Genomic DNA, 17316 nt, shown 5'->3' on the forward strand with positions numbered 1-17316 from the left:
ACAAGTAGATTACAGGAAATTATAAAAAAAGCACACGTTATGGAAAAGAATAGAAACGGATTGGTAGCATTTGCATTATTAGGATTAGCCGTAGGTACAGTTGCATATTATTTACTAGGTACCGAAGACGGCAAGAAACATCTAGATCGTGCAAATGAAGGAATCAAAGATCTTACCAGATCAATAAAGGAAATTTCTAAAAAAGAGGCAAAAAAAGCAGCCAAATTTGCTAAAACAGCAAAATCGGATTTAGAAGACCTTAAAGTTCGTGCTAAGGATGTCGGGAAACAAGTAATAGACAAAGCTTCTGAAAAGGCTACAGACTGGGCAAGTAAAGCTTCAGATGCCGCTCATAAATTTTCAACAAAAGCAGAAAATGTTGCAGACAAGGCAAAATCAGACATTCCTAATGTCTAACCGACTCAGGACATCCGTTTAAGAAGGCTTTAGTTGGATCGCATGCAAATGTAAATTACGAATTACAAAGCATTTTATCTAAGTTTGCATGAAATGAGTTTTTTTCAGCAAGTCAAAACTTTAATATCCAAAGATGTCTTATTGGAATGGCGTTCTAAACATGCTATCAACAGCATCTTACTCTATATCGTATCTACAGTTTTTGTCTGCTATCAAGCATTCAAATCTGTAGATACGCTAGTTTGGAATGCCTTATTTTGGATTATATTACTCTTCGCATCCATTAATGCGATCAGCAGATCCTTCGTTCAGGAAAGTCAATACAGGCAACTTTACTATTACAGCATTGCAAGCGCTAAGGCGATTATCTTATCAAAAATAATATACAATATTTTGTTGATGACCTTTCTCTCCGTCATCGCCTATTTGGTATATTCTGTTATTTTCAAAAATCCTGTTGGAGACCCTTCCCTGTATTTTATAGCCATCCTATTAGGCAGCATTAGTTTTGCTACAGTTTTTACGATGGTATCGGGTATAAGTTCTAAAACCGGAAACAATAGCACAATAATGGCTATCCTTTCATTTCCGGTCATCATCCCTCTTTTAATCGTATTGATCAAACTTTCTCAAAATGCACTTCAGGGGCTTGAGCGTAGTATCAGCTACGGAGAGATTGGGGTACTTTTAGCAATTAATGTAATTACTATTACAATATCTTTATTGTTATTTCCCTACCTTTGGAGAGATTAAAAATACGTATTCAATGATGAGAAAAAGTTGGTGGAAAATATTGGCGATGGTAATGGTCTGTTCTTCCGTAGTTGCTGGCTTTATGGGTCCCGTACCGGTTTTGCCGATATTAAATGAAACGATCCGCAATATATATTTTCATGTTCCGATGTGGTTTAGTATGATCACATTGTATTTAATTTCTGTAATATTTAGTGTAAAGTACTTAAATAGTGGAGAAAGAAACCACGATATCATGGCGGTGGAAGCAGTAAATGTGGGTATATTATTTTGCTTCTTAGGGCTTCTTACAGGGATGCAGTGGGCCAATATCACATGGGGAGACCCTTGGCCGAATGACCCCAAACTAAATGGTTCGGCAATTGCAACACTCATGTATCTCGCCTACCTCGTACTTCGTAATGCCTTAGAAGAAGAACAAAAAAGAGCGAAAATATCTGCCGTTTACAACATCTTTGCTTTCCCGATCATGATCGTATTGATATATATTTTGCCCAAATTGACAGACTCCCTACATCCCGGAAGTGGCGGAAACTCCACATTTAGCGATATTGATATGGATAATAGTATACGTCCTGTTTTTTATACGGCCGTTATGGGATGGATGCTCACCGGAATATGGATATGTACACTGCGTTATAGATTAAGATTAATAGAAAATAAAAGGAATAAATTAGATTAATGATATATATGAAAACTTTAATATTGACTTTTCTATCCATTATATGTTCGCTGGGAATAGCGACTTCACAATCTCAAATAGAGCAAATAGAAATGGCAACCGGACTAAGAAGTTCTGGAAAAATATGGGTTGTTGTACTCGTCGTACTCACCTTAATTATTGGCGTTTTTCTGTACCTGTTCTCTATTGATCGCAAAATCAAAAAATTAGAAAACCACAAATAGGTTATCGCAAACAAATACCTATATTTTTCAATCCGAGACCACTATAACATTGTATCAATAAATTTCATGATTATACATCAACATCGAAAATTTACGCCCTTCAACATCGCATTAGTTTCGATTATTGGTACATTTTTATGTTTGGGCGTTTTTCTTCATTTGCCGGAAAACCTTACTCCCATTTTATTTGAACCTGCAATCAACAATTTGTCAGGCATACAAATTGGAGGAAATCTTAATCCTTCCATGAATGTATTAATTACCCTAATTCTGACAATTCTTCAAGCTTTTTTTCTCAACAAGCTAATTAATCACTATAATTTCCTGGGCAAACCCAATTTTTTAACAGCCTTGATGTATATGACCTTAGTCAGCTTGTTTCTCCCATTTTTAGTACTATCCCCTACGCTGATTTGTAATTTCATCACCATTTGGATGTTGACCAAGCTATTTAACATTTACAAGCAAGCTGATGTAAAGGGATTGATGTTTGATCTGGGGATGATTGTAGGAATAGGAAGCCTGATTTATTTTCCGTTCATCGTCCTGTTTTTTTTACTCTGGATCAGTTTAATTATCTTCAGACCGTTTATCTGGCGGGAATGGGTTACACCATTATTAGGTTTAGCTGCTGTATATACTTTGCTAGGAGTAATCTATTATTGGGTTGATCGATTCGATGATTTTTTAGCTATTTTTTCACCTTTCACCAATGAATTTTCCGCGACATTGCACGTCGATATTTATGACTATCTCGTGATGATTCCCATCGTTATTACACTTATTTTTTTCTTATTCATTTTAAAAGATCAATATTTCAAAAGTATAGTCCATATTCGGAAATCATTTCAGCTTTTATTTTTTATGCTGACCTTAATAGGTGCATCTTTTTATCTAAATGACCATATTACGATCAATCATTTTTTGTTATGTGCCCCCCCCCTATCTATTTATTTAGCCTACTATTTTAACTACGCAAAAACGAAATGGGTGTATGAGACATTATACCTTCTCATTATAGGAACTATCATGTACTTTCAATTAGCATAACAAACTAAAAGACAATCGTTTAACCTTTTTTAACAAAATGAACTAACGGATTCATCAAAAAATAGATAGTTTTGTACCGAAAAAGCGCAAAAAATCAGCAAAGATTGACCTAACGAGTTTCTCTAAATGTGTTACTCATTATGAAGCGGAATTTTAAAAAAATATGTATAAAAAAATTAAAGCCGATACGACCAAAAAGGCATTCACAATCATAATTGGTATAGGACTAGCGATGTGTAGTTTACAGGCCTTCGCTCAAAAATCCACTTCGCATTCTCCTTATTCTCGATTTGGTTTGGGCCAGATGCGTGAAGATTTATTACCACAAACTCGATCCATGGCTGGTATTTCTGCAGGTGTACGCTATCAAGCAGGTCTACCAATCCTTAATATTGCAAATCCAGCGAGTTACTCCGCCTTTTCAAGAACAATCCTGGAAGCGGGACTGTATGGCAACATAACCCAACTGGCTAAAGGATCGGCAACAGATAACACCGGCGATTTTGCATTTAGCCATATTGGAATAGGGATTCCACTAGCCAAGGCGGGTGGTATTGCTTTTGGATTGATTCCTTATTCGGATGTAGGCTATAACTCTTCAGAATTTTCGATATATGACACCTTGACCTATAAGAAGTCGATATCTGGTGAAGGTGGAGTCAATAAAGCTTTCGTAGGTTACGGCTTGAGTCCGATTAAAGGACTAAGTGTAGGAGCGAATGTAGGTTTCTTATTTGGAAATCTGTCCGACATAGCTCAGGTAGAATTTCCATACTCATTCGACGCCTATAACACACGGAAACAAGAAACACGCTTGATTAGAGGAGCTACAATAGATTACGGTATTCAATATTTCAAATCATTGGGTAGGAAAATGAACATCACCGTCGGATATTCCGGTTCGTTAAATAACACTATAAACAGTAAAACTACGCGTTTGGAAACCCGCATCGAACCCTCGCTAAATGACGATTTTCAAAATATTGCAAAGGATACGTCTTTGTTTGAAGTAGGCGTAAATAGAAAGATCAACTTACCTCTAAAACACAATATTGGTTTCACCTTATCCAAAGGTTACAATTGGATGATAGGTGCCGATTTCAAATATACGGATTGGAGTAACTTCCAAACACGGGAAGGAGAAATTAAATTAGGCGGAAATTATGGTGTCGCTATAGGCGGACAATTCAAACCCGACCCTACTTCTATTAAATACTGGAATGTCGTAGATTATCGTCTGGGATTCCGATACAATCAAACGCAACTACGATTAAATAACAACGATATCGCAGATATGGCGGTAACAGTTGGTTTAGGTTTACCACTTTCAGAATCGAATTTTGGTCGAACTTTTTCTCGAATCAACGTATCTGCAGAATTTGGACAACAAGGAACCTTGAATAATAACTTGGTACGAGAACGTTATATTAATATTAATCTAGGATTTACAATCAACGATACCTGGTTTATAAGACGCAGTTTAGATTAAGATGATCTTCACCCAACATATCCGATTTTATCCCCTATTACTTTTCTTGCTAATAGGGGTTTTATCGTTTAGTAGTTGTGAAAATGACATGAAAGACATAGACCGTCTGGCTAATATCCAAGAGGAAGAGGCTGTGGATATTTCCAAAAATGTGAAAATAATATATAGCGACTCGGCAAAGGTAAAAGCTCAATTGACTGCTCCCGAAATGCGTATCTATCACGACACAACAGGCAATTACGAATTCAAAAAAGGTATTCAAATTATCTTTTATGATGAGGTCTCCGTAGGGAAAGAGCTCCAACGCGTAACTTCAGACTATGCTCTTCAACGCGCCAAGGAAAGTATTACTGAATTTAAAAAGAATGTCGTTATTACTCGATCCGATGGATCAAAAATAAAAACGGAGGAATTATTTTATGATGAGAAAAAGAAAATCTACTATAATCATGTCAATATTCTATTCGAAGATAAAGATGGTAAGGTAAGTTATCAAGCAGCATCTTTTACGGCCGATGACAAATTAGTTGATATTAAAACGCAATTTCCAACAGGATATTTCGTCCCCTCTAGCCAGTCCCAATTGCCTTTCTTTGGGAATTAGACGAGACTTAACACCGGAAAATTAATATTGTTTTCATAGAATTATAAAATATTACATTTTTTTTCATAAAAGTTGTATCTTGCGCCTTGTTTTAAATTAGGTCAATTAAATAACTAAGAACACTTAAATACAGTATACAGATATGGGATTAATGGGGAATTTGCGTAACCGTGCCGGATTAGTAATATTCGTGATAGGTTTAGCAATTGTTGCATTTTTATTAGGAGACATTATCCAATCGGGGATGCCTTTTTGGATGAATAAGCAAAATCAAATAGGGAGTGTAAATGGGGAATCTATCGATTACCAACTTTTTAACGCACAGGTAGACCAAACATCTGCAATGTACCAGCAACAAATGGGCGGAGTAGAAACTCCACAAATCAGAAATTTTGCTGTACAACAAGTTTGGAATCAGTTCATTTCAAAAGAATTGTTAAACGCAGAAATTAAGAAAATAGGATTAACAATCGGTAAAAAAGAATTTAATGATTTAGTACAAGGTTCAAATCCTTCGCCTCAAATCATACAGACATTCACGAATCCTCAAACGGGTCAGTTCGATCGCAACTACCTAAATCAGGTAATTAACGAAGCGAAAAATGGTAATTTAGAAGTAAGCACACAATGGGAGGTCTTATTAGACAATATCCGTACGCAACGATTGAATGAAAAATATGCTAATTTATTAAGTAATGCCGTATATGTTACTGCTTTAGAAGCACAGGATGAATATACTGCTAAAAACAAATTAGCTAATTTCAAATATGTCTTATTAGATTATTCTTCTGTAAATGAGTCTAATATCAAATTAACAGACGCAGATTACCAAGCTTATTATGACAAGCACAAAAACGCATTCAAAAATCCGGAAGAAACACGTGCTTTAGAATATGTATTATTTGATGCCAGACCTACAGCTAAAGACACCTCAGCAACGTTAACTACTATCCAAAGTTTAAAAGCTGATTTGATAGCTTCCACGAATGATTCCTTGTTTGCTACACAACATTCAGACACCAAATATCCTGTTACTTATATCAAAAAAGGTCAAGCAAGCCCTGCATTAGATTCCGTTCTATTTAATGTAAGTATAGGAACTACAGTTGGACCTTACCTATCAAATGGTGCTTACGAAATAGCGAAAGTGATTGATGCTAAATTCAGTCCGGATTCAGTTCAAGCGAGCCACATCCTATTAAATCCTACAGCAGAAGGAGGCGTAGATAAAGCCTTAGCAAAAGCAGATTCTATTAAAGGACTAATCAGCAAAGGAGATAGTTTTTCAGCCCTAGCTGTAGAATTCAGTCAAGATCAAGGAAGTAAAATCAATGGTGGTTCACTAGGCACCTTCTCTCGCGGTCAAATGGTTCAACAGTTTGAAGAAGCAGCATTTGGTGGCAAACCCGGCGATGTGGTTATCGTGAACTCTCAATTTGGTGTTCATATCATCAAAATCGAGAAGCAAGTAGGTAATTCGAAAATCGTAAAAGCGGCTATTGTAGACAAAGTGATTGTCGCTGGAAAAGAAACAACGGATGCGGTATATGCTAAAGCAAATGAGTTTTTCACTGGTGTAGATAATAAAAACTTTAATGAACTTGCTCAGAAACAAGGATTGAAAGTCGAAAAATCATCTAGAACACAAACAATGGACAATACGCTAAATGGCTCTGTAGTTCCCAGAGAGCTAGTCCGTTGGGCGTTTGAGGCAAAAGCAGGAGACGTTTCCGATAAAATTTTTGAGACCGACAGCCACTTTATCGTAGCAAAAGTAAGCAACATCAACGCAAAAGGTGTTCAACCGTTGAACGCTATAAAAGCGGACATTGAATTGGGTGTTAAAAACTTTGTTAAAGCACGTATGCTGAAAGAAAAAATGGATAACGCACTAAATGGAGCAACCTCTATAGATCAAGTGGCTCAAAAACTGGGTAAAGCCGCCATCAGTGTAGAAAATATCGTATTAGCTAACCCTGTTATTCCGGGTGTAGCTTTGGAAAATACGGTGATTGGTACGGTATTCGGCCTCCAACCAAATAAACCATCTAAAGCTGTTGAAGGATCTCAAGGTGTATATGTAGTTCAAGTAAACAGCTTCGTAAACCCAAAAGAAATGGTAGATACGGAGAAAAAAGAACAACAAAAACAGTTATTGTCTAACAGACAGCAACGTGCATGGGGTTCTATCTTCAAAGCCCTTCAAGACAATGCAGATATAGATGACAATCGTATTAGATTCTATTAAGATATTATATTTATTTTTGTGGCCGGACAGTAATTTGTCCGGCTTTTTTTATATTTATGCGAAATGGATATTCAGGAAAACATAATTAACAAAGTAGCACAAAGCGGTCTGCTTACAGTAGACTTAGCTAATTATGCTCCAAAAGAGGATATCAGTGTTTACGATATCAAAGACAACCTTTTTCATGGTCTCATTCTAAAAGAAAAAGATTTCAGAGATTTCGTAAAAGATCACGATTGGTCAAATTACCAAGACAAAATCATTGCTATTACCTGCTCAACAGATGCTATTGTCCCAACATGGGCGTACATGATCTTAGCAAATAAATTAGCACCATACGCAAAATCAGTTCACTTTGGAACACAAGAAGAAGTACAACAACGGCTTTTCTTGGCGGAAATTACAAAAATAGACTATTCCCAATATCAAGATCAAAGAGTTGTCGTAAAAGGCTGTGGCGATATTTATATCCCTGAAAGCGCATTTGTACTGTTTACGACTCAGCTGAGCGCAGTGGCTAAAAGCATCATGTATGGCGAACCATGCTCTACCGTTCCTGTGTTCAAACGGAAAAGTTAAACTTTTTATTTGTAAAATTGTCCTATTAAGCATGAGAAAACTATATATACTTATTCTATCTATATTATTTACGGTCTCTGTAAGCAAGGGACAAAGTGCCTTACCTTACTTGAAAGAACCCACATTTAAAGAGGGCGAAAAGTTGACTTATAAACTTAGATATGGCTTTATGTCTGCTGCAACAGGAATTCTAACAGTAAATAAATCCAGTTTAAAATTTAGTGGGAATGATACATTCCACTTAAATGCGGTTGGGGAAACGTCGGGGGCATTCTCCATATTTTATACCGTCAAAAATAAATATGATTCTTATATAGATGGAGACACCTATCTTCCGCATTTATACACCGAAGATATCCGAGAAGGCAGTTATACGCGTAAAGAATATGCTACCTTTGACCACAGGAACAAGTTCGTAAAGGGCAGAAAAGGTACCTTCAAAACGCCTGTATTACAAACTTTCGACCTTTTATCTGCCTATTATTTTGCAAGAAACTTAGATTTATCCTCTCTAAAAAAGGGGGAGTCCTTCAAGATTTCCTATTTTCTGAACGACGAAGTTGAACAACTGGGCATTACTTATGAAGGCATAGAGAAAATAAAAACAAGTCTGGGCACGGTCGAATGCATCAAATTTAGCCCGGAAATAAAACCGGGACGTATCTTTAAAAAGAACAGTAAATTATACCTTTGGGTAACGAATGATGGAAATCGGATTCCCGTACGTGCACATGTAGAGATTCTAATCGGCTCTGTGACCATGGAACTCACCGAAGCCAAAGGATTAAAACACGAGCTTGGAAAAAAAGTTAGCTATTCAAAATAAATAAACCATGATTGAAGTCGGTAATGTGTTAGTTCATGAGGATTTAATAAACAACGATTTTGTTTGTAATCTATCAAAATGTAAAGGAATCTGTTGCATAGAGGGTGATTCAGGGGCACCTTTACGTAAAGATGAAACACATATACTAAAGGAGATATACCCCAAAGTAAAGCCCTTCATGACTGCGAAAGGAATTGAAGCCATTGAGGAACAAGGCACACATGTTATCGACGCAGACGGTGACCTAACTACTACATGTGTAGACGGCAATAAAGAGTGTGCTTACGTTACCTGGGAAAATGGTATTACTAAATGTGCTATCGAAAAAGCATACGAATTGGGGGAAATACACTGGAAAAAGCCGATTTCGTGTCATCTCTATCCTATTCGTACCACACACTACCCAGAATTTGATGTACTTCATTACGATAGATGGCATATTTGTAAAGATGCGTGCAGTTTTGGCAAAGAACTTCAAGTTCCAGTTTACAAATTCTTGAAGGATCCCCTTACCCGCGAATATGGGGAAGAATGGTTTGAAGAATTAGATAAAACTGTCAAATCTTTATAAGGTTATTTTTCTTATCTTTAAAGCATCATTTATACTCTATTTGGTATTTACCGTCATTCATGCTAAAGTTAAAAGAGATACAAAAACCCATAGCAACAGAACTGGAAACTTTCGAAGCAAAGTTTAAACAATCTATGCAAAGTTCTGTTCCGTTATTAGATATCATCACTCAATACTTATACAAGCAAAAAGGCAAACAAATGCGCCCTATGTTTGTGTTTTTCTCTGCTGGTCTGTGTGGAACAATTAATGAATCTACTTATCGTGGTGCTTCATTAGTCGAGCTGCTTCACACTGCCTCACTCGTTCATGATGATGTAGTAGATAACGCCAATGAGAGAAGAGGTTTTTTTTCCGTAAACGCCTTATGGAAAAATAAAGTTGCCGTCTTGGTGGGAGATTTTCTTCTCTCCAAAGGCTTGCTCTTATCCGTAGCCAATCAAGAACACGAATTACTCCGAATCGTGTCGGAAGCTGTTGAGCAGATGAGTGAAGGCGAGCTCTTGCAAATTGAAAAAGCACGTAAGTTAGACATCAAAGAGGACATTTACTATGAAATAATCCGAAAAAAGACGGCCTCTCTTATCGCATCATGTTGTGCCTGTGGCGCGTCATCGGCGAATGCAACAACAGATATTGTAGAAAAAATGCGTGAATTTGGTGAGAAAGTTGGCATTGCATTCCAAATCAAAGATGACCTATTCGACTTTGGAGTAGATGACATAGGCAAACCGGTAGGTAATGATATCAAAGAAAAGAAAATGACATTACCCCTTATATATGCGCTAAGTAAAACAACTTCCAGTGAAAAAAGGCGAATCATTAATTTGGTTAAAAACCATAATGACGATAGTAAAAAAATAGAAGAAGTCATTCATTTTGTGCGAAGCAGCGGTGGATTAGAATATGCAACTAAAAAAATGTTAGCTTACCAACAGGAAGCTTTTCAAATTTTAGCACAATTTCCAGATAGCATCCACAACACCGGATTACAACAACTAGTCAAATTCACTACAGAAAGAAAAAAATAAGATATGAGTCACGAGCTAATGTTTTTTGGAGGATTTATTATTTTTATCATCCTCATGCTTGCTATAGATCTGGGGTTGTTTTCCAAAGGCGATAAACCTGTCTCCTTTAAGACCGCAGCAATCATGTCTACTATCTGGGTACTTTTTGCACTGGCGTTCGGACTAGTACTTTATTTTTGGGGGAATGAACTACATAATATCCACGATATAGCTCGACTCAAGGAAATCATAGCACAAAATTACCACAACATAAAAATCGTTGAATCCGATCTCACAGCAAGTATTCAAATTTACAACAAAAACCTAACCATCGAATATCTAACAGGCTATGTCGTTGAGTATGCGCTTTCAGTAGACAATATCTTTGTTATGGTACTGCTATTCTCTTCATTCGGTATTCCAGAAAAATACTATCACAAAGTACTAGTTTGGGGAATCATAGGCGCTATTTTATTACGCTGTATTTTTATTTTTGTAGGTGCCGCATTGATCGCTAAATTTGGTTGGATACTTTATCTATTTGGGGCTTTCTTAGTGTACACCGGCATTAATATGTTCATCAACCGCAATACGGAAGAAGAGGTAGATCCTCAAAATCATCGTGTCGTAAAATTTGCTTCCAAATATTTTAAAGTTACCCCAAAATTAGATGGAGGAAAATTCTTTCATTTAGAAAATGGTATAAAGTACATGACCCCTCTTTTTTTAGTATTATTGGTTATCGAATTTACAGATTTGATTTTTGCAGTGGACTCTATTCCTGCTATATTTTCTATCACTAAAGACCCTTATATTGTATTCTTTTCAAATATTTTTGCGGTCTTAGGATTACGGTCAATGTTCTTCCTACTGGTAAATATCATCCATAAATTCCATTATTTAAAAGTGGGTCTTGCCTTCTTATTGGTATTCATTGGAGCAAAGATGCTATTACATGGTTGGCTAGAACAACTCGGATTCAAAACCGTACACTCCTTAATCATTATCATCGGAATACTAGCGATCAGTATTGTTGCATCACTTGTCTTTCCTAAAAAAGAAAATCTAACGAATTAACATCTAAACACGCGTGAACCACCTGCGCCAATGGCATCAAAATTTGGTTGGTGGTTGGCTTAAGTGGAGGTTTGGAGATTGTCGTTATTAAAAGAAGGTTTATTTAGTCAGTTTTTTGTCCACCGCATTACCTATCCGTCGTTGCCACGACAGGGCCTTCTTTATTCCTTTGATGAATAAAGAAGCAAACAAATCAAGGCTGGTACCGTATTTGTCGTTCCGGCTACGCGATGATGCACAGCGCAGCTCTTAGGCCTCCAGCGCTCTGTCCCATTTCAAAGGCTGAGATCTGCTTGGTTAAGCGCTGATTATACGCTTCTGCAGCACATCATCTGCTGCCTGCACATCCAAATCCGCTAAGGCCGTTTTTTTTAATTCAGCTAGAGTATAAAATAATATTTGAGAATAAAGCACTATCCTTTCATACTCGATAAATGTCGCCTTGGCGGGTCGCCAATAGCAGGAATGGTGAACCGCTGTGGTGAGCCGGCACAGCGACGACTTTTGCTTCTTTTGAGAGAAAAGAAGGAGGCCGCCCGCCGATGAGGGCAAAAAGATAAAATACAGATATTAATGGTTGCTAATACAATTTGGAATTAGTGAGTGACAAACTGTCTAAATTAAACCTTCTTTTACCATCAACAATACCCCTAGAAATCCTGATTAATCCGTTCTGTGCGTTAAACAAAAAAGTTGCGGGGGGGAAGGTAATAAAGAGAAAATAAAAAAAGAAGGTGTCCCCTCTTTCAATTTTCAATGCTATACATATTTCAACTGTCCATACACGGACGTTATTTTAAAACGACACTCGATCTACCCATAATGGCATTGTCAGCATATAATAACACGGTATACGCACCTTTTTTAAATCCCCTAGATCCATCCTTCCATAAGAACTGATATTCTTCTCCCCTATTGGTAAAATGAATCGACTTTTTAGTAGAATATTGAAGCTTATCACCATGAATATAAAAAACATTATTTGGGTTAGCGATTAAGTTACCTTGCGGATCGATGACTCGAATAAAAATATCTTTATTTCCTTCCACAGCTAATGGATTGTCAGCAATAGTAAATCTGATTTGCAATTCGTCAACCCTTTTTGACTTAGTTTCTATTTCAATATTACCTCTTCTAGATATTTCAATACCATTGACCTGTATATTGGAAACTTTAATAGACGAAGCAATATTGACCTTATCATTAAGGTCTTTATTTTTGAGTGTTATTTCCTCAATATGCTGCGCTCTTTCTCTCACTTCAGATGAAAGTAGTTCATTCTCCCTTACCAACATATCATTTTGAAGTTTTAATTCCTTCATGCTGATCTTCAAATCAGCGACATCCTTCTTCAGGCGAATTACCTGTTGTCTTGCAGACATTAGTTCATCTTCTGATATTCCTGAAATTTCTAGTTTCTCCCGAAGTCCTTCAATTACATTCCTTGCCTCACGTTTAGAAGCAATGATCTCCCCAGACAAGGCAAGATCTTGATTACTTAAATTATCTAATTCGGCTTCTATCCGATCTATTTCAATTTGCAGGCTTTCCTTCTCTAATGTTATGGTATATAGCTTTTCACCGGAAGACTTAAATTTCACATAGAAATAGACATTTGTCATCAATAACGCAACGATAGCTATAATAAAAAAATAAATTTTGGAATTATCTTTTTTCTCCTCTGACGCCTCACTCTGTTGACTTACACTTTTAACTTCCATAGCCGTACTCACTTCTCTATTTTTTCAGATTGCCGTAAATATTTCTCACTATACATTGGATATCAAAAATTATTCCAATTTAGCAATTATTCCAATTTAGCTTATTCGAAATAATTTAAGACATCAAACCCACCATCTTTAAGATATTGCTCTTTATGCATCAGGCGCAAATCTGATAATACCATTTCAGAAACCAGTGTTTCAAGTGTATATTTGGGTTTCCATCCCAATTGATTTTGTGCTTTCGAAGGATCACCAATCAGTAAATCCACTTCTGTAGGTCTAAAATAACTCGGATCAACTTTGACTACTGTCTGACCTAGTTTTATATGTTCTGGGTTAATATTTAATGCTTGTAAACGCTCATCATCTCGATCGATTATTACACCTTTTTCGTTTTCACCACGGCCACTAAATTCGACTTCAATACCAAGTTCAGCAAAACTCAGTCGCACAAAGTCTCTAACGGTTGTCGTCACTCCTGTAGCAATAACAAAATCTTCGGGTTTTTCTTGTTGCAAAATAAGCCACATGGCTTCAACGTAATCTTTGGCATGCCCCCAATCCCGCTGAGCAGAAAGATTTCCCAGGTACAATTTATGTTGCAAACCTAAAGCAATCTTTGCGACAGCTCGGGTAATTTTACGTGTAACAAATGTTTCTCCGCGCACCGGACTTTCATGATTAAACAGTATACCATTACATGCAAACATATTATACGCTTCACGGTAGTTTACTGTAATCCAATACCCATACATTTTGGCAACAGCATAAGGACTACGTGGATAAAACGGAGTCGTTTCACTCTGAGGCACCTCCTGTACCAATCCATATAATTCGGAAGTAGACGCTTGGTAAACCCTTGTTTTATCCGTTAGTCCTAATAAGCGTACCGCTTCCAGTACCCTAAGTGTTCCTATACCATCTGCATTAGCTGTGTATTCAGGGGTATCAAAACTGACCTTTACATGGGATTGAGCTGCCAGATTATATATTTCATCTGGCTGTGTTTGCTGAATGATGCGAATCAAATTAGTGGAATCCGTCAAATCTCCATAATGAAGAACAAAATTACGATTATCAAGATGAGGATCTTGATAAAGATGGTCGATTCGGTCTGTATTGAAAAGCGAACTTCTTCTTTTTAAGCCGTGTACAATGTAACCCTTTTTAAGTAAAAATTCGGCTAAATAAGCTCCATCTTGACCGGTCACTCCAGTAATAAGGGCCGTCTTACGCGTATTTGATTCCATATTATGCAATATTGCCCAAACTTAGATAACTTTCCCTTTATATGCAAGTCATCGAAACAACATATAGAAGGAAAGTTACGGCCTGGTATCTATAGCACGGCTAGCGCAGCATCGTAATTCGGCTCCTCCACTGTCTCTTCTACCTGCTCCGTATAGATGACATTTCCATGTTCATCCAACACCACGATAGCTCGGCTCAACAAACCTTCTAAAGGCCCATCAATAAACTTAACGCCATAAGCATCTGAAAAGTTAGAATTTTTATATTCCGAAAGTGAAACAACGTTTTCCAATCCTTCGGCTGTGCAAAAACGTCCCTGTGCAAAAGGTAAATCTTTAGAAACACATAACACGATTGTATTTTCTAAACCAGAAGCCTTTTCATTAAACTTCCGTACAGATGCTGCACATGTCCCTGTATCCATACTAGGAAAGATATTTAAAATCAACTTTTTACCTGCGAAGTCTCCCAATGTCTTTTGGGATAAATCCCCTCCAGTTAATGAAAAATCTGGGGCTTTAGATCCTACTTGTGGCAGTGTACCTTTCGTATTTACAGGACTTCCTTTAAATTTTACTTGACTCATATTACATTATTTTTTTTGAATATAGCTAATTCATATAACTCTATTAAAAAAAGACAAAGATTATTTTTATTAACAAAAAAATACTACGTTAGCATTATATTTCATCCTCATTAGCTAACCAAAATATATATGAATCCGGCACAGTAAAACGTTTATCGTCAAACGATCCATTTGAAACAGAAAAATACGTATGAAAAAATTACTACTAAGTTTATTATTGGCTAGTCCCACTCTATTATTTGCCCAAGGCTCTAAGATCAATACACAAAGTCAGAAAGCAGTGAGTATGGCCGGTGCAGGGTCGGCATTATTTATCGATGAGGCAAGCATTTTCTATAGTCCCGGCGCTTTAGCTAAGATGAGATGCAACGGGATCTCCATTGGCGCTTCCACTATGATGTACCGCTCTACTTTTAGGGAATACAACAGCACAGAAATTCACCACACGAAGTTCAAAATTACTCCACCATTTTCTGTATTTGCCACTTTCGGCCCCAAGAATTCGTGGTGGAAGGCCGGAATTGGTGTCTACACCCCCTTCGGGGGTTCAGTGCACTGGGGCACAGACTGGCCGGGAAAATACGAGCTCAATCACTTACAGATGAGAGCTATTTATATCCAACCTACATTAAGTCTTAAGATCACGGATAATTTTGGTATTGGCGGTGGATTCGTTTACAATGTTAGTCAAATCGATTTATCCCGATCAATACCGATATCCATGGCTGATGGCAGCAGTGGTCAGGTTAATTTATCAGGTACAGGTACAGGTATAGGATATAATCTAGGCGTACATTACGACCTGGAAAACAGTTTCTCCTTATCATTAAGCTACCGTTCAAATGTTGTTACAAAACTAAAAGATGGTGACGCTGAATTTTCTGTTCCTCCCTCACTTGCTGCATCCTTTCCAAATACCACCTTTAATACAGAGTTGCCACTGCCGGCTTCATTTAATTTCGGAATAAGCTTTCCGGCGAGTTCGAAAGTCGATATTGCAGCTGACGCCACTTTTGTTGGATATGATATTTATCAAAGTTTAGACTTCGATTATGCGGACAATACCCCAGTTTTAACCGATACACATCAGGACAAAAAATATGACAATGCTTTTTCAGGTAAGGTGGGTGTAAATTATAGAACATGTGATAACCTCACTTTACGAGCAGGTGTAGGGTATGTTTTCTCTCCAGTAAGAGGGCCTTATGTTTCTCCAGAAACGCCAGACAACAACAGGGCGATGGCTTCGGCAGGCTTCACCTACCTGCTTTCAGACAAATGGGACTTAACTGCGGCATATTTACTTCAGCAAGTACAAGCGCGTACGGTAACGAACAAAGCTTCTGGATTGTCAGGAACGTATAAGACTACTATCCATGCTCCCGGTATATCACTTACTTACAAATGGTAACATAACAACATTATAAAATATCCACATAACACAGGCCGCACAAATAATATAATTTGGACATCCCTCTATGGTCGTTAAAAGACAAACCGTGCGCGAGCTCACCAAAGGTAAACCGAGAACCGTGTAGTGTGCATTCATACATTATGAGCATATATCTATGAATAATTTGCCTTTATATCAAAACGCGATTATATTTTCATAAAACTTTTTCATGAAACTGCAAATTACGAATTGTTTTTTTTCTACTAGGCATTCGTGAATGCAAAGCATTTTATCTAAGTTTGTTCATATAAAGCAGTTCAAATGAAAGTCTACTTAAATCGTAAAAATAATGCGGTTCACTTTGAAGCCTCAAGTGAACTGTCTACTGTAAAAGTAAATATAGACGGCTCAGAGTCTATCGGAGGAGAGGGCAAAGGTGTAAGACCAATGGAGCTCATTTTGATGGCTTTGGGATCCTGTAGTGTTTTTGACCTTACTACCATTCTTCAAAAACAACGTCAAGAAATAGAAGATATTGAGGTAGAAATTGAGGGACAAAGACGTGACGAGATTCCTAACATCTTCACCTCCATCCATATTAACTTTGTGTTAAAAGGCCAGATTGACGAAGTCAAAGCGTATAAAGCGGCAGAACTAGCGGTTAAAAAATATTGTTCGGTACACGATATGCTCGCTGCCGGAGGAGTGGATATCACCTACAGTATCAAGATAAATTAATAACCGCACTACAAACCAAAAGAGACGGCTAATATCAAAAAAACACCCTGCGGTTTATGTTATCCCATAGGTACGCTACATAGATTCAGTACAA

At 37.2% G+C, this 17316-nt stretch carries 18 protein-coding genes; 15 read left to right on the forward strand and 3 right to left on the reverse strand.

Annotated features, from left to right (window positions below):
• The first annotated feature begins 39 nt into the window (after positions 1–39).
• The 13 genes from E4F24_RS06110 to E4F24_RS06170 all read left to right on the forward strand — a co-directional run bounded on the left by E4F24_RS06110 (position 40) and on the right by E4F24_RS06170 (position 11530).
• A complete protein-coding gene (locus tag E4F24_RS06110; protein ID WP_140937777.1) occupies positions 40–417 on the forward strand; it encodes a hypothetical protein in 378 nt (125 codons plus the stop codon).
• Positions 418–510: 93 nt separating this feature from the next.
• Positions 511–1170 (forward strand): heme exporter protein CcmB, encoded by a 660-nt coding sequence (locus E4F24_RS06115; protein WP_140937778.1) that lies wholly within the window; start codon positions 511–513, stop codon positions 1168–1170.
• Between the two features lie 16 nt (positions 1171–1186).
• Positions 1187–1852, forward strand: a complete 666-nt coding sequence (gene ccsA / locus E4F24_RS06120; RefSeq protein ID WP_140938112.1) for a cytochrome c biogenesis protein CcsA — start codon at positions 1187–1189, stop codon at positions 1850–1852.
• A gap of 8 nt (positions 1853–1860) precedes the next feature.
• Positions 1861–2076: a CcmD family protein gene (locus E4F24_RS06125; RefSeq protein ID WP_140937779.1), complete on the forward strand. Its 216-nt coding sequence runs from the start codon at positions 1861–1863 to the stop codon at positions 2074–2076.
• A 66-nt stretch (positions 2077–2142) separates the two neighbouring features.
• Positions 2143–3126: a DUF6427 family protein gene (locus E4F24_RS06130; RefSeq protein ID WP_140937780.1), complete on the forward strand. Its 984-nt coding sequence runs from the start codon at positions 2143–2145 to the stop codon at positions 3124–3126.
• A gap of 163 nt (positions 3127–3289) precedes the next feature.
• Positions 3290–4615 (forward strand): BamG family beta-barrel-assembly machinery protein, encoded by a 1326-nt coding sequence (locus tag E4F24_RS06135; RefSeq protein WP_140937781.1) that lies wholly within the window; start codon positions 3290–3292, stop codon positions 4613–4615.
• 1 nt (position 4616) lies between these two features.
• The gene (gene lptC / locus E4F24_RS06140) at positions 4617–5219 is read left to right on the forward strand and encodes an LPS export ABC transporter periplasmic protein LptC (protein WP_140937782.1); all 603 of its coding nucleotides are present in this window, start codon (positions 4617–4619) and stop codon (positions 5217–5219) included.
• 151 nt (positions 5220–5370) lie between these two features.
• A complete protein-coding gene (locus tag E4F24_RS06145; protein ID WP_235891162.1) occupies positions 5371–7467 on the forward strand; it encodes a peptidylprolyl isomerase in 2097 nt (698 codons plus the stop codon).
• A 63-nt stretch (positions 7468–7530) separates the two neighbouring features.
• The gene (locus tag E4F24_RS06150; protein ID WP_140937784.1) at positions 7531–8046 is read left to right on the forward strand and encodes a DUF2480 family protein; all 516 of its coding nucleotides are present in this window, start codon (positions 7531–7533) and stop codon (positions 8044–8046) included.
• A 31-nt stretch (positions 8047–8077) separates the two neighbouring features.
• A complete protein-coding gene (locus E4F24_RS06155; RefSeq protein WP_140937785.1) occupies positions 8078–8872 on the forward strand; it encodes a DUF3108 domain-containing protein in 795 nt (264 codons plus the stop codon).
• 7 nt (positions 8873–8879) lie between these two features.
• Positions 8880–9443: a DUF3109 family protein gene (locus E4F24_RS06160; RefSeq protein ID WP_140937786.1), complete on the forward strand. Its 564-nt coding sequence runs from the start codon at positions 8880–8882 to the stop codon at positions 9441–9443.
• Between the two features lie 59 nt (positions 9444–9502).
• Positions 9503–10474, forward strand: a complete 972-nt coding sequence (locus tag E4F24_RS06165) for a polyprenyl synthetase family protein (protein ID WP_140937787.1) — start codon at positions 9503–9505, stop codon at positions 10472–10474.
• 3 nt (positions 10475–10477) lie between these two features.
• Positions 10478–11530 carry a TerC/Alx family metal homeostasis membrane protein gene (locus tag E4F24_RS06170; protein WP_140937788.1) on the forward strand — a complete coding sequence of 351 codons (1053 nt, stop codon included), beginning with the start codon at positions 10478–10480 and terminating at the stop codon, positions 11528–11530.
• A gap of 791 nt (positions 11531–12321) precedes the next feature.
• Here the strand turns inward: E4F24_RS06170 and E4F24_RS06175 are convergent.
• The 3 genes from E4F24_RS06175 to tpx all read right to left on the reverse strand — a co-directional run bounded on the left by E4F24_RS06175 (position 12322) and on the right by tpx (position 15091).
• A complete protein-coding gene (locus E4F24_RS06175) occupies positions 12322–13251 on the reverse strand; it encodes a hypothetical protein (RefSeq protein WP_140937789.1) in 930 nt (309 codons plus the stop codon).
• A gap of 101 nt (positions 13252–13352) precedes the next feature.
• Positions 13353–14504, reverse strand: a complete 1152-nt coding sequence (gene gmd / locus E4F24_RS06180; protein ID WP_140937790.1) for a GDP-mannose 4,6-dehydratase — start codon at positions 14502–14504, stop codon at positions 13353–13355.
• 89 nt (positions 14505–14593) lie between these two features.
• On the reverse strand, positions 14594–15091 hold the full coding sequence (gene tpx, locus E4F24_RS06185) for a thiol peroxidase (protein WP_140937791.1): 498 nt from the start codon (positions 15089–15091) through the stop codon (positions 14594–14596).
• Positions 15092–15281: 190 nt separating this feature from the next.
• Between tpx and E4F24_RS06190 the strand changes: the two genes are divergently transcribed.
• Positions 15282–16502: an OmpP1/FadL family transporter gene (locus E4F24_RS06190; RefSeq protein ID WP_140937792.1), complete on the forward strand. Its 1221-nt coding sequence runs from the start codon at positions 15282–15284 to the stop codon at positions 16500–16502.
• A gap of 303 nt (positions 16503–16805) precedes the next feature.
• Positions 16806–17222: an OsmC family protein gene (locus tag E4F24_RS06195; RefSeq protein WP_140937793.1), complete on the forward strand. Its 417-nt coding sequence runs from the start codon at positions 16806–16808 to the stop codon at positions 17220–17222.
• Positions 17223–17316: the final 94 nt, after the last annotated feature.

Origin of the sequence: Sphingobacterium lumbrici, from assembly GCF_006476045.1 — a bacterium.
GTDB lineage: Bacteria > Bacteroidota > Bacteroidia > Sphingobacteriales > Sphingobacteriaceae > Sphingobacterium > Sphingobacterium lumbrici.

Bases quoted from the DNA above. Each gene is read 5' to 3' on its own strand.
- E4F24_RS06175 (WP_140937789.1), bottom strand. From the start codon at position 13,251: ATGGAAGTTAAAAGTGTAAGTCAACAGAGTGAGGCGTCAGAGGAGAAA.
- E4F24_RS06135 (WP_140937781.1), top strand. From the start codon at position 3,290: ATGTATAAAAAAATTAAAGCCGATACGACCAAAAAGGCATTCACAATC.
- E4F24_RS06155 (WP_140937785.1), top strand. From the start codon at position 8,078: ATGAGAAAACTATATATACTTATTCTATCTATATTATTTACGGTCTCT.
- E4F24_RS06110 (WP_140937777.1), top strand. From the start codon at position 40: ATGGAAAAGAATAGAAACGGATTGGTAGCATTTGCATTATTAGGATTA.
- E4F24_RS06125 (WP_140937779.1), top strand. From the start codon at position 1,861: ATGAAAACTTTAATATTGACTTTTCTATCCATTATATGTTCGCTGGGA.
- tpx (WP_140937791.1), bottom strand. From the start codon at position 15,091: ATGAGTCAAGTAAAATTTAAAGGAAGTCCTGTAAATACGAAAGGTACA.
- E4F24_RS06170 (WP_140937788.1), top strand. From the start codon at position 10,478: ATGAGTCACGAGCTAATGTTTTTTGGAGGATTTATTATTTTTATCATC.
- E4F24_RS06160 (WP_140937786.1), top strand. From the start codon at position 8,880: ATGATTGAAGTCGGTAATGTGTTAGTTCATGAGGATTTAATAAACAAC.
- E4F24_RS06190 (WP_140937792.1), top strand. From the start codon at position 15,282: ATGAAAAAATTACTACTAAGTTTATTATTGGCTAGTCCCACTCTATTA.
- E4F24_RS06130 (WP_140937780.1), top strand. From the start codon at position 2,143: ATGATTATACATCAACATCGAAAATTTACGCCCTTCAACATCGCATTA.
- E4F24_RS06145 (WP_235891162.1), top strand. From the start codon at position 5,371: ATGGGGAATTTGCGTAACCGTGCCGGATTAGTAATATTCGTGATAGGT.
- gmd (WP_140937790.1), bottom strand. From the start codon at position 14,504: ATGGAATCAAATACGCGTAAGACGGCCCTTATTACTGGAGTGACCGGT.
- E4F24_RS06195 (WP_140937793.1), top strand. From the start codon at position 16,806: ATGAAAGTCTACTTAAATCGTAAAAATAATGCGGTTCACTTTGAAGCC.
- lptC (WP_140937782.1), top strand. From the start codon at position 4,617: ATGATCTTCACCCAACATATCCGATTTTATCCCCTATTACTTTTCTTG.
- E4F24_RS06150 (WP_140937784.1), top strand. From the start codon at position 7,531: ATGGATATTCAGGAAAACATAATTAACAAAGTAGCACAAAGCGGTCTG.
- E4F24_RS06115 (WP_140937778.1), top strand. From the start codon at position 511: ATGAGTTTTTTTCAGCAAGTCAAAACTTTAATATCCAAAGATGTCTTA.
- E4F24_RS06165 (WP_140937787.1), top strand. From the start codon at position 9,503: ATGCTAAAGTTAAAAGAGATACAAAAACCCATAGCAACAGAACTGGAA.
- ccsA (WP_140938112.1), top strand. From the start codon at position 1,187: ATGAGAAAAAGTTGGTGGAAAATATTGGCGATGGTAATGGTCTGTTCT.